The organism is Calothrix sp. PCC 7507 (genome assembly GCF_000316575.1).
Classification (GTDB): Bacteria; Cyanobacteriota; Cyanobacteriia; order Cyanobacteriales; family Nostocaceae; genus Fortiea.
On record NC_019682.1, the window covers coordinates 2531614 to 2547272 of the forward strand.

At 41.3% G+C, this 15659-nt stretch carries 13 protein-coding genes; 9 read left to right on the top strand and 4 right to left on the bottom strand.

Translation table 11 applies throughout. The features are described from left to right. Nucleotides 1-72: 72 nt before the first annotated feature. Nucleotides 73-666 (bottom strand): TetR/AcrR family transcriptional regulator, encoded by a 594-nt coding sequence (locus CAL7507_RS10915; protein ID WP_015128533.1) that lies wholly within the window; start codon nucleotides 664-666, stop codon nucleotides 73-75. A gap of 152 nt (nucleotides 667-818) precedes the next feature. Here CAL7507_RS10915 and CAL7507_RS10920 point away from each other — a divergent pair, with 152 nt between their 5' ends. The 6 genes from CAL7507_RS10920 to CAL7507_RS10945 all read left to right on the top strand — a co-directional run bounded on the left by CAL7507_RS10920 (nucleotide 819) and on the right by CAL7507_RS10945 (nucleotide 6986). Further along, the gene (locus CAL7507_RS10920; RefSeq protein ID WP_015128534.1) at nucleotides 819-2186 is read left to right on the top strand and encodes an HlyD family secretion protein; all 1368 of its coding nucleotides are present in this window, start codon (nucleotides 819-821) and stop codon (nucleotides 2184-2186) included. Nucleotides 2187-2278: 92 nt separating this feature from the next. Beyond that, complete coding sequence (locus CAL7507_RS10925; RefSeq protein ID WP_015128535.1) at nucleotides 2279-3868, top strand: DHA2 family efflux MFS transporter permease subunit; 1590 nt, start codon at nucleotides 2279-2281, stop codon at nucleotides 3866-3868. Between the two features lie 385 nt (nucleotides 3869-4253). Continuing rightward, complete coding sequence (locus CAL7507_RS10930; RefSeq protein ID WP_015128536.1) at nucleotides 4254-4466, top strand: DUF433 domain-containing protein; 213 nt, start codon at nucleotides 4254-4256, stop codon at nucleotides 4464-4466. A 51-nt stretch (nucleotides 4467-4517) separates the two neighbouring features. Continuing rightward, nucleotides 4518-4802, top strand: a complete 285-nt coding sequence (locus tag CAL7507_RS10935; protein ID WP_042341271.1) for a hypothetical protein — start codon at nucleotides 4518-4520, stop codon at nucleotides 4800-4802. Further along, the gene (locus CAL7507_RS10940) at nucleotides 4799-5251 is read left to right on the top strand and encodes a hypothetical protein (protein WP_015128538.1); all 453 of its coding nucleotides are present in this window, start codon (nucleotides 4799-4801) and stop codon (nucleotides 5249-5251) included. Before CAL7507_RS10935 ends, CAL7507_RS10940 begins: the two co-directional genes overlap by 4 nt. A 94-nt stretch (nucleotides 5252-5345) precedes the next feature. Then, entirely contained in the window at nucleotides 5346-6986 is a 1641-nt protein-coding gene (locus CAL7507_RS10945) for an ABC transporter ATP-binding protein (RefSeq protein WP_015128539.1), read from the top strand. A 95-nt stretch (nucleotides 6987-7081) separates the two neighbouring features. Here the strand turns inward: CAL7507_RS10945 and CAL7507_RS10950 are convergent, their stop codons facing one another. Further along, complete coding sequence (locus CAL7507_RS10950; RefSeq protein WP_015128540.1) at nucleotides 7082-8017, bottom strand: hypothetical protein; 936 nt, start codon at nucleotides 8015-8017, stop codon at nucleotides 7082-7084. Nucleotides 8018-8595: 578 nt separating this feature from the next. On the opposite strand from CAL7507_RS10950, the gene CAL7507_RS10955 reads away from it, so the two are divergent. Both CAL7507_RS10955 and CAL7507_RS10960 read left to right on the top strand, forming a co-directional pair. Next, nucleotides 8596-9099: a GNAT family N-acetyltransferase gene (locus CAL7507_RS10955; protein ID WP_015128541.1), complete on the top strand. Its 504-nt coding sequence runs from the start codon at nucleotides 8596-8598 to the stop codon at nucleotides 9097-9099. A gap of 676 nt (nucleotides 9100-9775) precedes the next feature. After that, nucleotides 9776-11128 carry a tetratricopeptide repeat protein gene (locus CAL7507_RS10960; protein ID WP_015128542.1) on the top strand — a complete coding sequence of 451 codons (1353 nt, stop codon included), beginning with the start codon at nucleotides 9776-9778 and terminating at the stop codon, nucleotides 11126-11128. 538 nt (nucleotides 11129-11666) lie between these two features. Here the strand turns inward: CAL7507_RS10960 and CAL7507_RS10965 are convergent. After that, on the bottom strand, nucleotides 11667-12056 hold the full coding sequence (locus CAL7507_RS10965) for a hypothetical protein (protein ID WP_015128543.1): 390 nt from the start codon (nucleotides 12054-12056) through the stop codon (nucleotides 11667-11669). 458 nt (nucleotides 12057-12514) lie between these two features. Between CAL7507_RS10965 and CAL7507_RS10970 the strand changes: the two genes are divergently transcribed. Continuing rightward, a complete protein-coding gene (locus CAL7507_RS10970; RefSeq protein WP_015128544.1) occupies nucleotides 12515-14857 on the top strand; it encodes a substrate-binding domain-containing protein in 2343 nt (780 codons plus the stop codon). A gap of 116 nt (nucleotides 14858-14973) precedes the next feature. Here the strand turns inward: CAL7507_RS10970 and CAL7507_RS10975 are convergent, their stop codons facing one another. After that, complete coding sequence (locus CAL7507_RS10975) at nucleotides 14974-15609, bottom strand: Vat family streptogramin A O-acetyltransferase (RefSeq protein WP_369750935.1); 636 nt, start codon at nucleotides 15607-15609, stop codon at nucleotides 14974-14976. Nucleotides 15610-15659: the final 50 nt, after the last annotated feature.

A 15659-nucleotide genomic window follows, 5' to 3' on the forward strand; every position in this document is an offset into this window, starting at 1 on the left:
AAATTCTTAATCCCCAGTTTACTTGAGTAAACTTTGCCTATCAGCCCGGAAATTCATTTCTGGGCGGCTGTGTTAGCCAACACCGATTCCTTTCAGGAGCAGTTCCATGCTACGGCGCATGTACGCTTCCACTGGTTCAGTTGTGGGTTTAAAGATGAGAGCATAGTAAAGTGACCCACTCAAGAGGTCAAAGATCAGATCAATATCTGCATCTCTTCGGATTTCATTTCTGAATTTAGCGCGCTCAAGTATTTGAGAAAATGCTGCCCGGCGCGGCATTGTGTATTTTGTCCAGTAAACTTGGGCAAACTGCGGATTGCTTGAAGCTGTACTGATAATCAGGGCGAGTGTTTGACGACCAAGAGGACTAAGTATTTTTTTGGCGGCGTTGTTGATCAAGATATCCATATCTCCCCAAAAACTGCCAGTGTCGGCAATCACTAAATCTTCCCTGAGGCTTTCGATCGCATCTGCAACTAGTTCTTCTTTGGCAGTATAACGCCGATAAATAGTCGTTTTCCCCACACCAGCACGGCTAGCGATCGCTTCTATACTCATGCTTTGATATCCCACTTCCGCCAGGAGGTCTAGAGTCGCTTGGAGAATGGCTTTGTGGACTTGTGGGCTACGTGGTCTTCCGGAAGGGCTTTGCATCTGCTTATTCATGAAAATATCATCCCTAAGCATCAGTATCTTGGCAACTTACTTTTCTATCTTCAGACACCTTGACCAATTATATACGATACGCTACCGTAGCGTATAGATAGATAGATAAATTTATTTTTCGCTACTTTCAACACTCTGACATTTCCATACCAATGAAAAAATATAAATCTCCTCAACTCGATGAAAAGCCATCTGTAGCTGATGATATTCAAATAGACAAACCTATTTTTGAACCAGAAATCGCGCCAGAATCGCCAATAGCCCAAAAGAAAGCGTCAAAATTCACTTTCCGCAATCGGCGGGCCTGGTTTTTGTTGGGGGGAGCAATTACCCTGACATTAGGGACAATCATGGGAGGGCGCTGGTGGCAATTTCACAGCACCCATGTGAGTACAGATAATGCTCAAATCCAAGGACATGTTTCGCCCATCGCCTCCAAAATCCCGGCGACAGTCCAGCAAGTCGAAGTGAAGGAGGGTGATTATGTCAAAGCTGGACAGCCTCTAATTATCTTAGAAGACCAAGACTTGAATTTGAAAGTCCAGCAGGCAGAGGCGAACTTAGCAGCAGCAAAAGCGCAATTGCAAAGTGCTACAGATACAGTTCCTCTCACTACTCGCACAAATAACACTGAAGTTCAGCAGGCTCAGTCAAACTTGGTTGCCAGTGAGTCAGCAGTGAACGCCGCCAAAGCAGATATTACCCAAGCTCAAGCATTGGTGGATACCAACCGCGCCAAGGTTACTCAAGCGCAGACAGAGGTAAATAAGACACAAGCAGACTTTCGCCGATATGATGCCTTGTATCGCGAAGGTGCGATCGCAGCTCAACAACGTGATACATCTGAGGCAGCTTTGGCAAATGCTCAGGCAAATTTGGCTGCAGTTAAGCAAACAGTTGCTCAAGCCCAAGCACAAGTCAGCAATGCTCAAGCGCAATTGCAAAAAGTTTTAGCTCAAACCCAAGCCGCAAGGGGACAGGTAGCAGAAACCAAAGTTTCTGGTGAGAAAATCATAGTCCAAAAAAGCCAAACAAAACAGGCTCAGGCTCAAGTTGATCAAGCGGCGGCTACTCTAGCCTTAGCGCGTCAGCAGTTGCAATACACAGTTATTAAAGCTCCCATTAGTGGCAACGTGGGAAATCTCACTGCACAAGTAGGGCAAAAAGTCCAGACTAGTCAGCCCTTACTTTCGATAATTCCTTTGGAAACCGACCAAATTTATGTAGAGGCTAATTTCAAAGAAACGGAATTGAAAAATTTATATATTGGCGAACCAGCAGCAGTTGCAGTTGATGCCTATCCTGGTGATGTGTTTCAGGCTACCGTTGCTGGCATTAGCCCCGCGACGGGATCTAGTTTTGCGCTCTTACCACCAGACAATGCGACAGGTAATTTTAACAAGGTTGTACAGTGGGTGCCCGTGCGGCTGAAATTTAATCCCAATGCTGATCCCCAGCACAAATTGCGGGCGGGGCTGAGTGTGAATGTCACGGTAAGTCAAGAAGGCAATAGGCAATAGGCAACTTGTACTGAGCGTTCGCGTAGCGTCTCCGTCAGGAGAAGTCGAAGTATAGGCAATTTTCTGACAACCGCTATCTTTCTCATATAAAAATGGCTACTATCTCTAAAAGCTCCTCTGTGAACGAGTTTGGCTATATCCAGGGTCCCTTGAAGTGGGCGATCGCCTTTTCTGCTGCTCTGGGTGCAATGTTAGAAGTGATTGACACCAGCATTGTTAACGTGGCGTTGACTAATATCCAATCGAGTTTGGGAGCAACGATTAGTGAAGTTGGCTGGGTGGTGACTGGATATGCGATCGCTAACGTCGTGCTGATTCCCTTGTCGGCTTGGTTAGGTGATTATTTTGGCAAAAAAACCTACTTTATCTTTTCGCTGATTGGCTTCACAGTGGCTTCAGTTGTCTGTGGGCTAGCGATTAATTTACCAATGTTAGTACTTTCCCGCATCGCTCAAGGGTTGTTTGGCGGTGGTTTGCTAGCAAAAGCCCAAACTATCTTGTTTGAAACTTTCTCACCTGCAGAGCAAGGTTTAGCCCAGGCAGTTTTTGGTGTGGGAGTGATTGCTGGCCCGGCGATCGGCCCAACGTTAGGGGGCTACCTCACTGATGCTTTAGGCTGGCGTTGGATTTTCTTTATTAATATTCCCTTTGGCATATTGGCCGTGACAATGTCTTGGCTATTTTTACCCAAAGATGGCGACAAAAGCAAAGCACAAAACCAAGCCGTTGATTGGTGGGGAATTGCGCTGTTGGTGATTGCTATTGGTTGTCTGCAAACGGTGTTAGAGGAAGGAGAGAAAAACGACTGGTTTAGCTCTGGCTTCATTACTACTTTAGCTGTGAGTAGCGTTATCGGCTTGGGGCTATTTATTTGGTGGGAACTGCAAATTGATCATCCTGCTGTGGCGCTGAGAGTGTTACGCCATCGTTCATTAGCGGCTGGGAGTTTATTATCAGCACTGGTGGGAATGGGACTGTATGGCGCGTTATTTGTTATCCCAATTTTTGCTCAGAGTATCCTCCACTTTACAGCTACGCAAACAGGATTATTGCTCGCACCAGGTGCTTTAGCATCGGCGATCGTCATGGTGATGTTGGGCAAATTGTCAACTAAAATTGATGCCAGATTTTTAATAGCGATCGGTGCTGTAGGTACGGCTGGGGTAATGTTTGACCTATCAAAGCTAACTATCCAAACTGGCACAGACGATTTATTTTGGCCTCTGGTATGGCGCGGTGCTTTTACCGTGCTGATGTTTCTCCCTCTGAGTTTGGCAACTTTAGGGCCGCTTCCCAAGCAAGATATTTCCTCAGGCTCTGGCTTTTATAATCTGACACGACAACTAGGCGGTAGTATTGGTATTGCTTTACTCACCACCATACTAGACAAACGAGAGGCTTTTCATCGAGCAATTCTCTCAGCAAAACTTAGTCCTTATGATCCAGAAACTAGTCAGCGTCTTGATATGCTAACTGCAGCAATGCAAAATCAAGGCATGGATGCGACAACTGCAAAACAACAAGCACTGGCTTTAATTAGTCAAACGGTGAATACTCAAGCTGCTGTGTTGTCTTTTGCAGATATCTTTCGCGTCGTGGGTGTAGCGTTTCTCTGCTCATTGCCTTTGTTGTTATTTTTGGGTAAAGGTGGTGCAGGGGCGAAAGCGCCGATGGGGCATTAAATCAGTGAACAGTTATCAGTTAACAGTAGAGACGCGATGAATCGCGTCTGTTATCAGTTAAAAGCTTATAATAGTACAAAGTAACTACTATGTTTAGAAAAATTTGCCATAGCTATAGGAATCTGGTTTGATTATTGAAAAAATTCCGTACACTTTAATCTTAAGTGTAGGGTGGGCAATGCCCACCACATCAAATGAGCATGGTAGGATTCACGGCTTCTTCATTGGTGAGGTTTTCTACATTGTTTGGTTAGATCCAGATCATTTACTCTATCCTGCAAAGTAGAATGCAATCTATCCTCGCTTTTGTTTCTTTTTCACTTGGAACAGTTACCATTAAACTCCATCAGCTAGCGATCGCTCTCCAACCTCCTATATAACTCTCATGGACTACCGCAATATCATTACAATCGAGCCAGGTAAGCGCAGTGGTAAGCCCTGTATCCGGGGAATGCGAATCACGGTGTACGATATTTTAGAATATCTCGCTGGTGGCATGACGGAAGCAGAGATTTTAGAAGACTTTTCTGAACTAACACCTGAAGATATCAAAGCTTGCCTAGCTTTCGCCGCTGAAAATTACAGATTTGTATCCTAACTCACTACACTTGGCAAGCTTAGAATATATTGTGTCATGCAAAAGAAATCAATGACTCTAACTCTTAACTTGCCACCAGAATTAGAAGAGTATCTCGCACAGCAAGCCCAACAGCAAGGGCTTTCAGTTGAAGCATATACGTTGCAGATTTTAGCAGAACATATTCTACCGAAAGAAAAACAGGTGCAATTAGTTAATTTACTTCAGTCTTGGATTGACGAGGATGATGCTGAGGAACAAAAAGAGACTGGAGAATACTTAATTCGAGCTTTAGATGAAGATAGATTATCAAATCGTCAATTATTTCCTGTCGAGTTAAAGGGTGTAACTTGGTGAGTCGGGTGATATTCTTGGATGCAGGACCAATTGGTTTAGTTACCAATCCCAAGCGATCGCCTGAAAGTCTTGCTTGTACACAGTGGCTGCAAACGCTCATCGCATCAGATAAAGAAGTCATTATTCCAGAAATCGCTGATTATGAAGTCCGTCGAGAGCTGTTACGAGCGAATAAAATCAGAGGTATTGCTCGTTTAGATGAGTTAATCCAGTTGCTAGAATATCAACCGCTCACAACTGCTGCAATGCGTCAAGCTGCAATCTTTTGGGCGCAAGCTCGTCAGCAAGGACAACCAACAGCCAATGATAAGACAATTGACGCTGACATGATTTTAGTAGCTCAAGCCATAACTCTGGCGGTTTCAGATTTTGTGATTGCAACAACAAATGTTGGTCACTTGTCTCGGTTTGCTCCAGCTGAGTTGTGGCAGAATATCACGAGTAAGTGATGCGATCGCCAGGAATTGCTACTTTAACGGATCTGATAAACTAGCTTAAATTTGAAATTATAAAAACTGGTAGCTCCGGGCTCAATAAATAACTATGAATGAATCCTTATTTAGTATTGAAAATCTCCGAGTTGCCTATCCTCAGCGTAGTGGAGAAGGACTCATCTGGGCGGTGGATGATGTATCTTTCACTTTGCAAGCTGGTGAGAAAATGGGATTGGTGGGTGAGTCTGGTTGTGGTAAATCCACCATAGGACGGGCTGTGATGCGCTTGTTACCGTCATCTAGTCAGGTTGAGGGACGGGTGACGTTTCAGGGGAAATCAGTCTTTGACTTAACTCCTGACGCATTGCGGAAGTTTCGCGGGGAAGCGGTAGCGCTAATTTTCCAAGATCCGATGACGCGCCTCGATCCGTTGATGACTATTGGTAATCACTGTATCGAAACTCTGCAAGCACACTCACCAGAATTATCTAAGCAGCAAGCGAAAGCAAAAGCGATCGCTACTTTAGAAAAGGTGAAAATTCCCGCCAGTCGCTGGAATCAGTATCCCCATGAGTTTAGCGGCGGAATGCGTCAACGGGTAGCGATCGCCCTGGCTTTACTCCTCAACCCCAAGTTAATTGTGGCTGATGAACCCACCACTAGTTTAGATGTCACCGTTTCCGCCCAGATTCTCCAAGAATTAACTCGCCTGTGCGCTGAAGAAAACATGGGACTTTTGCTGATTTCCCATGATTTGGCAATGGTAGGAGAATATTGCGATCGCATTGGCGTGATGTATCAGGGCAAAATGGTGGAAATGGGGACGACAAAGTCTGTATTTGCACAACCCCAGCATGAATATACGCGATCGCTTCTCAAAGCAGCTTTACATATTCAAGCTGTAGATGATTCTCCCCAGTCAACAGTCAACAGTCAACAATCCCCAATATTGCAGATTACAGAACTCAAACAGCACTACACCATAGAACCTAACTTTATTGAACGATTATTTAAAACCCAAAGTCAAACAATTAAAGCAGTAGATGGTATTGATCTCGAACTGTATCCAGGAGAAATTCTCGGATTAGTTGGGGAATCTGGCTGCGGAAAGAGTACACTTTCAAGAACAATATTGCAGTTAATTCGTCCTACCGCTGGTAAAGTGGAGTTTTTAGGACAGGATTTAACTAAACTATCACCCCAAAAAGTTCGCGCCTCAAGAAGACAAATCCAAATGGTCTTTCAAGATCCTCATGCTTGTCTCAATCCCGCGATGACAGTGGGACAAAGTATCGCTGATCCTTTATTGATTCACCACCTGGCTGACGCTGCTGAAGCAAAAAAACAGGTTTTATGGATGCTGGAGAAAGTGGGTTTAACACCAGCAGAAATTTATTATCAACGCTACCCCTCAGATTTATCTGGTGGACAGCAGCAACGAGTAGCGATCGCCCGTGCTTTAATTACTCGTCCCAAACTGCTAATCTGCGATGAACCCGTGAGTATGTTAGACGCCAGCGTACAGTCGCAAGTGCTAGATTTAATGTTGCAATTAAAAGCAGAGTTTGATTTAACCTATCTGTTTATCACTCATGACCTTTGGTTGGCGAGATTTTTGTGCGATCGTATTGCTGTGATGAATGGTGGCAAAATCGTCGAAATTGGCCCAACAAAAAATATTTTTGCAAATCCCCAGCATCTCTATACTCAAACCCTACTAGCCGCTGCTCCCTTATTAGCAAGAGCTTAATTGATTTAGGGAATGGGGAATGGGGAATAGGGGCGTGGGAGAATAATCCTTGACCCTGAACAAATGACAAATGACCAATAACAAATGACAAATCATTAATCACTACCTGCGATTAATTTCGTATTTTCTGTATTCGAGCCATACAATTCAACAAACCTTTTAAACAGCAACGCACTTTCGTGATTTGAAGCTAAATTTAAGTTAAATAATCGCTCTATATTTCTATCCGCTAGTGCTTGTAAATAAGGCCAATCTTCTAATAAAGTTAACCGAGCAGCGAAATGCAAAATTACTTGCAATAAAGGTTTTGGCCAATCTAGATCGCTATAAATATCAATAAAGAATTGATGCTCTCTGTCATTTAATGGCAAAGTTTGAAAGATAACGATAATTCTTTTATTATTGTAAACCGGAATACTCAGTTCAACAGTATATGGAGTATGTAATATTAAATCCACCTCAACGATCGGTTGTCTCCAAATTCTCAGAGCATTGACTGGAGAATCCAAAACTGTATGAAATTTAATTATTCCACCGCTATCTGTAGGCTGGAAATAGCTAATATTGACAATCCTCAGATTATTTAGGCTAAATTTGTGGACTGATTCCAGATGCTTTAAATTTAAGAGGTGATAGATTTGACAAAGATAAGGAAAAGGTAAAATATATTCCTGGCTAATCATATGTCGCCTCTTTAACTCAAATTTATTACTTTGAGTTCGACATAGATATCCTTGATATAAGCTAGAATCGATATCATCCGCATCTAAGCTTTTCTCTGGTCTTAAATACAACCAACTGAAGAAAAAGAAGGAAGTCGTCAATAGCTGAAAAGCTTCGATTATAGATAGAGAGCCATCAGCCAAAGCAGATATACTTCTATCAGTTAATCCAAAAAGCCAAGATGGTATTCCAATCAGCCAAATTCCATTCTTTAGTTTAAGTATAAACATAGCAAGCTCTAATTCTATAGATAGATTGCTACCTTTTTTTGTAGTGTGAGCCTCATTTGTAACAGAATTAACAGACATAATCACACGAACTCAAATATGCAGCGAACTATAAAAAATAATTCTCAGTACTATTTTTATCTTAGATAAAGATAATAAAACTAACCTCTACCTTTAGCTGTAGTTGCCAATTTGCAAATATTCCTATTGATTTAATTAATCAAAAGTTATTATATTTCTTAATTCTGAATTATTTTTGACAAAATATAGGACTAGTATTTGATTTTTGAAATATATGTAACCCACCTTGTTCTTGGTTTAGTCAGGCATCGCCCTACCTACAGATACTGAGATTTTTTCAATAATCAAATTGGATTCTTATACAAGAGTATCGTTTCTCAAACTTTTTGTTTCAGGCTATGATATTTTATTTTTTACCCAAAAATCACAGTTAAAAATTAGTTAAAACTATAACTATAAGAGGAGTTCACACATAATTTAATTTTCCTAACCCGACAAAAGGAATATATAAATCTTTAGAGAAAAAGTATTTATTGTTCTCTGTTGAAGAAAATTATCAGCCTAGAGAATAGCTCCCCTCAAGGCTGTATGATTTTTAAATATTTTCATTTTTTCAATATTTTTCCGAGACGGCAGCAATGATTATCCGCCATGCCTGTGAATTTGACTTACCTGCTATTGTGGCAATATATAATGCTGCAATTCCTAGCCGCATGGCCAGCGCTGATTTAGCGCCAGTTTCTGTGGAAAGTCGCCTGACTTGGTTTAAGGGGCGATCGCCATCACAACGTCCACTTTGGGTAATGGAAGTAGAAGGTGCGATCGCTGGGTGGCTAAGTTTTCAATCTTTCTATGGACGACCAGCTTACAACAAGACCGCCGAAATTAGTATTTACATTGCTCCAGCCTTTCATCGGTGTGGCTTGGGACGACAACTCCTAGCACAAGCAATTAGCGAAAGTCCTAGCTTGGGTTTAAAGACCCTCATTGGCTTCATTTTTGCCCATAATCAACCCAGTTTAAAGCTGTTTGAAACATTTGGTTTTCAACCCTGGGGACATTTGCCCAACGTCGCCGAACTGGACGATATTGAGCGCGACTTAGTAATCATGGGACTCCGAATTAGCGACACTGCCAAGTAAAAATGTTACAAAAACTACGGTTTTCCAGGTAGACGCGGTTTAATATACTTACTTATTTTTTGTTACAAAATGTATGATAAAGCTCTATATAATTAAAAATATCATGCTACATTGTTACTCACTCTACATAATTTAGATAAAAATTCAAATATATTTTATACTAAAACTCTCTAGGTTAACTTAACTTATCTTCAGGATTAGTCAAACACCTAATGGGATAGATAAATAACAAAATATATTGCTAGTGCTTAAAGTTACAAGGTTGGCAGCAGTTGCGTATCTAGTTTGGTTGTAGCATCATCGATCACCCACAACTACTAGACCTTCAATTGAAAATAGATTCATTGTTTTTGGGTATACCAAACTAAGAGAGAAAAAGCCATGATCGTGGAGGTGAAGCCAGAGGTACTTTTTCTATCCCTCACTATATATTCAGACTCAACGCTAAAAAGCCTTGATAGCCATGTCTAGGATGTGTTTTGGGCAACTCTCCATCTAAATCACTACCCAAGATTTGGGCAAGTATTTCAAATCTTATCTAAAAAACAGAACATCTTTACCAAATCAAAGCACTACAGGCTACCTGGAAAATGCTACGTATTACTGTAATTCCTATTAACTGCATAGTCATGCAGTCCTTTTTGACTAAGTGAATAAGTATACTAAAACACCAAACATGTTAGGAGAAGATGAGCAAGATTTAGCTAACCTCCTCCGCAGGAGGCTCACCTACTACCTTGACAAGTTGTCAATCAGCCGTCAAATTCAAGACCGACAAGAAGAACTGACTTGCTTGAGTCAACTAGCCGCCATCTATGAAAAACTATTCCAGTTTTCACCAGCTTTGGAATACCATAAGTTACTTCTAGCTTTATCACAGCGAATGGGGGCTAAAGATTCCCAAGAAGTCACTCTGTACAACATAGGTAAATGTTATCGGCAACTAACTCAATTTCATGAATCTATTAAATACTTTACACAATTATTAAAAATTACTTATGCAACGGGAAATAGAGTATTACAAATTGCTGTAATTGGAGAACTGGGAACTAATCATCAATCTCTAGGACAATACCAAAAAGCTATTGAGTACTTTCAAAATCAACTAGCCATCAGTTACGAAATCAATGAGTGCAGTTGCCAGAAAAGTGCTTTAAGTTCACTAGCAAATATTTATCAGTGTTTGGGAAATTACCCACAAGCGCTTGAATATGAGCAAAAAGCTCTGTTGGTTGCTAAAGAAATAAAAGATATCAAAGCCATAGGAGACTCACTATTAAATATAGGTGGTATTTATCTGCAGCTACAAGAATGGCAAAAAGCAATTGATTTTTGTCATCAATCTCTTGTACTTGCTCAAGAAATTGATTACCAAAACTTGATGATGATCAGTTTTCACTATCTGGGACATTCATATAAAAGGCTAGATAAATATCCTCAAGCAATGGATTTCCTAACAACCGCTCTAGAAATTGCTTATGATATTGAAGACCAAAAAGTTAGACATAATATTTTAGAAGACTTAAGTGATGTGTGCCGTCAAGTCAATCAACTTGAGCAAGCAATTGAATATAATGTCGAATCTTTAAGCATTTGTCGTCAAATTGGGAATCAATTAGGAGAGGTTGCTGCTCTATTGAGGATAGCGTCTACATATCGGCAATTAGGGAGAAACGATCGCGCTTTGACCTACTATAAACAGTCGTTGACAATTTTCCAGCATATTGGCAATAAGCAAAGTCAGCAACAGCTGTTTTTTAACATTGGCAGTATCTATTATCAAGAGGGACAATATGACCAAGCAATGGGATTTTTACGATCTGCTCTCGTTTTAGCTCAAGACTTACAAAATACTCATGAAGAAGCTAAAGTAGCAATGGTTTTGGGCGCGACTTTTCAGAGTTTAAATCGTCATCAAGAAGCTATTGTTCATTATCGTCAGACTTACAAAATATGTAAAACTTTAGGTGATGAAATTCAAGCCCAACAAATGTGGCAAACTATGCATAAATTAGGAATGGAATTTTAAATAGGGACGGAAATATAGAATTAATACTTGATTTTTGAAATATACGTAGGGGAGCCACCCTCGTGCGCGGTGAGCGCAGTCACACGTGCGTCTGAAGCACCGGGCGGACTGCCGAATCCGGAGGAGTTTCCCGCATTGAGAGGAGTGGAGTTGGGCAAATGCTCACCATATCCGGGTTTTGTAAGGCATAGCCTAGTAGTCTGTCAGGGTTGAAATGAGGGACTGTAGTGTGAGCGTCTCGCTCACGCGGGCTTTTCGGCCTGCACTACCAAAAACCCCTCAAAACAAAATTGACAAACCACTAGGGTGTTGACTTTGTACGAAATTAGCTAAAAATTATCACGCAATTTTTTTTTGTGTTTACCGTAGGGGCATCGGCACTGCCGTGCCCTGATGAGAACGTTAACTACGACTATTATTTTGTATGATACATTTTGGGCTGAAAACCCTCAGAATCAACACCCTAGGCATAGCCCTACCTACTGTTCCCTTTTTTTGATAATTTTGCTGTTGCTATTGAAAAACCCGGTTGTTGCCATTAAAATTTTATTCCGAATTGCCCGTTAAATCCGCGCACAGAATTATAACCAGCACCGACAAAAATATTATCAGTAGCACCTACCTGAACACCACCTGAAACCGCAACCCCTTTATCTTCTGAATAGTATCCAATTCCCACATAAGGGGAAATAACTGGTAAGCTGATAAATTTAAGAACGTCTACTCCTGTCGAACCTTTCGGCCCACTTCCTACTTCAACCCCCAAATCTAAAGCCTTCGCACCTACCGCATAGGTTGTATCTCCATCTTTACCACCGACTGAAACCCAAGGTTGTGGTATGAGTTGAGCTGATGCCTGACTGGGAACTAATAAAGCTAATAGGCTTAGTGATGTAATTAATGTTTTAATAAAAACTGCTATTTTCACTTTTTACTCCTACATAATCTCATAAATTTTTGTTGCTAAGAGGTCATTTATCAAGTATAAATAAAGTTATTGTAGTGGACTGATACGACTAAAAATTATGCAAAAAAAATTGTAGGCGGGGTTAAGGCTTTGCGAAACTCAACCTACTCATAATGCCTAAAATTAGCTGCGCCACTCTACTACTTAAGATTTACTGTATAAATGCTCTCTAATGACGATTTCGTTGAGCAACAATAATTGTGACGGTATTCACATCAACTAAGTGCCCTATCTAAACCGCAAGGTTAGCGGGTGAGTGTCAATATCTTTAATCTTGGCGTTGCTGATTAGTGGGATGATTTTTGTCTCACGCAAAGGCGCAAAGACGCAAAGAATCAATATTCTGCTTTGTCCAAAAGTCTCAATTCATCCCGCATTTATGCAACGCCCTTTAATCTTTAGCACCTAATTTATCCTCTGTGTTGACAAATATTCCCCAAATTTTACTTAAAGCCTACTTGCAGAGGTACAATTCCCCTGTTAGGTTGAATCGCTATAACTTTCTAGAGCGATTTTTATGGATTAAGCCCATTCTGGAAGAAATAAAACCAGAACTATTTCCCCCAGATGTGGAAGAAGAAACTGCAACAACAGAAGCAGACAAACCTGCTGCGACACACTATGCAAATGAATTGCATTACATACAGTATCGCTGCCAAACTCGCAACCCATTAAACTGCACTTTTCCCCAACAAGCAGTGCAGGAAGATGCAAGAGCTAGGTATTGCCTAAAATGCAGTTTCCCAGCCACCTTAGCAGAGCAAACCAATCTCAAAGGTAATCGGGGAACTTACACAGTTGAAAATTTACTGGGCAGGCGGGGAATGGGGCGTTTGTACCGAGGTACCCAACTCGGTGACAGCCAGCCAGTAACAATAAAAGAATATCTACTGCCACAAAAAGTTTTCAACGGCGAGGAATTAAGTCAGCACAAAGCCGCTTTTATCAGCTTGGCCGGATTGAATTTAGCTGACGGCAGAATGCAAGACTTTCGCCTGATCTTCCCTTGGGAAGCGATCGCTGATCCGACTAATCTAGTTGAAGAACGCTGCTACCTGATCACCAAGAACAAATTAGATACCTATCCCACTCTTAGCAGTTACCTTGCTGATAATGGTGCCATGACTCCTGCCCAAGTGCAGCAAGTCCTCAACCAAGTTTTACAAACGCTGGAATTTCTTCACGAACAGAAATTTTCTCTGCCTTCAGGTCAAGTTCGACAGGGATTAGCCCACGGCAATCTCAATCTCCACAGCCTACTCATAGACAAAGAATCATTTTTTATCTATCTTTGCGACCTTGCTCTGTGGGAAAATCTATTTAACCCACCAAGTACCCCAGCAACCAAACCATTACCAGCAAATGACTTATCGGCATTGGGGCACGTCGCTTTTAATTTACTTATAGGCAACCCACTAGACCCGGTTTCGGGCACACCGTTTAACCCCAAAGACTACCCCCAGTGGACGTTAATCAGCCCTCATCTCCAAGAATTTATCCTGCGCTTGGTGGGCATCGATATTCCTTTTGCAAGTGCTAGCACTGCCCGTCAAGCCTTATTGAAACTGCCACCAGAAAAGCAAATAGCAATTAATGATTTGCTAGTAGAAGAGGAAAAGCCAGAACAGATTAAAGTTTCTCATACGCCCTTAATTATTTTTGGTACTACTCTTGGCTTGCTCTTGTTAGGAGGATTAATTTGGTTTTTAGCCTCGAAACTCCACAATCAGGAGGCAACTGAGAGCGACTTTCTTGTTTGCTGTATTAAAGACGCGCCGCCGCTGCCTAATGGCAAATTTACTTACGCAGGTGAAGCAAACGGAACGTGGACTTATGTACTGCAAAAGCCAAATCTAATTGCTAAAGACAAAACTTTAGAAACAGAACTGCAAAAACAGCTACGGAAATCGCAACTGAACTACAAAACTATTGATTATGAAGCCAATCCGTCTGCTGCTAAGAATGCAGTTATTAAACAAGTCCGTGCAGGGAAAATCAACTTTGCCATCACTACCTTAGTTAGTCAGCAAAGTAATGACTTAACTTATAAAGAATTTGCTTATGATGGCTTAGTTGTATTCGTTAACTTCAGCTATTCCAAAAGGCAAGAAAGTCTTCCGAATGCCCTGAAGGGAAAAATTACATTTGAACAATTGCGTAAACTTTACACAGGACAAATCAGCAATTGGCGACAACTTGGAGGCCCGGATTTACCAGTTAAACTATATATCCCAACTGAAACTGAAGCATTGCAAATATTTGAGCAGCGGGTACTCAAAGATAAATTATCTATTGAGGCTTTTAGAAGTTTGTGGCAAAACAATAAGAAAGAAGCTAATTCCTATAAAATTACTCAATTGCCTACTTTTGCTACTTTGCGAGAAGTGATTAAAGATTTCGAGGATGATGGAGTTGGTGGAATTGCATTTGGGACACTTAGCAAAGTTTTTGGTCAATGTTCTGCTTATCCTCTAGCTGTAGTAGATCAAGGAGAGCCTGTCCAATCCATTGTGCAAAATAACGGCTTGCAAATAGATCCAACTACAGATTTGTGCAATAACAAAGGTAGTTATTATCCGAATGTGCAGCTTTTTAGTACAGGAAAATATCCCTTAGCGTATCCTATTACTGTAGTCTATGCACGAGATAATAGACGCTCTGCTGTAGGTGCCAAGTTTGCTAATATTCTTCAGACTAGAGAAAGCCAGCAACTTCTCAGCAAAACGGGGCTGATACCGTTGCAACCTTTACCTAAAAATTGATTTCTCCAAAAATGAACTGTGCGTTGCCTATAACCCAATATGCTTGGGTTAAGGAGAATCGTAGCGACTGTCTTAAAAGTCAAGCGATCGCCAAAACGAACTCAATTTCTGCGCTGCTACTCAGACTTTATTAACGCTTCAATATCTGCCGCTACAATCTTCTCCAAATTGCGTGTAATTTTCCCAATATCCCAATTCCACCAAGCGACTTCAAGTAGTGCTTGGATCACTTCATCATCAAAGCGCTGGCGGATACATCTAGCTGGATTGCCTCCGACAATTGTATAAGGCGAGACATTACCCACGACGACTGACTTGGCTGCAATGATTGCTCCGTCTCCTACCTGCACCCCTGGCATGATCACCGCTTCATAACCAATCCAAACATCGTTACCGACGACGGTATCACCTTTGTAAGGCAATTCTTCTGGTTGAGGGAGAACTTTTTCCCAGCCATTTTTGAAGCCAAAAAACGGATAAGTCGAAAACCCATCCAACTTGTGATTTGCACCATTCATGATAAACTTTATGCCTCTTGCCAAGGCACAAAATTTCCCGATGATTAGGCGATCGCCACTAAAGGGGAAATGATACAAAACATTACGCTCAAAATCTTCCGAATTTTCAGGATCGTCGTAGTATGTATAATCTCCAATGATGATATTGGGATTAGATACAGTGTTCTGAATGAAGCAGACTTGGGGAAATCCCTTCATTGGATGCTTATCTTTCGGATCGGCTCCGTACAAAATTAACAACCCCCAATTTTCAAAAATGCATTATTTCTGCATCTTACCCAAAA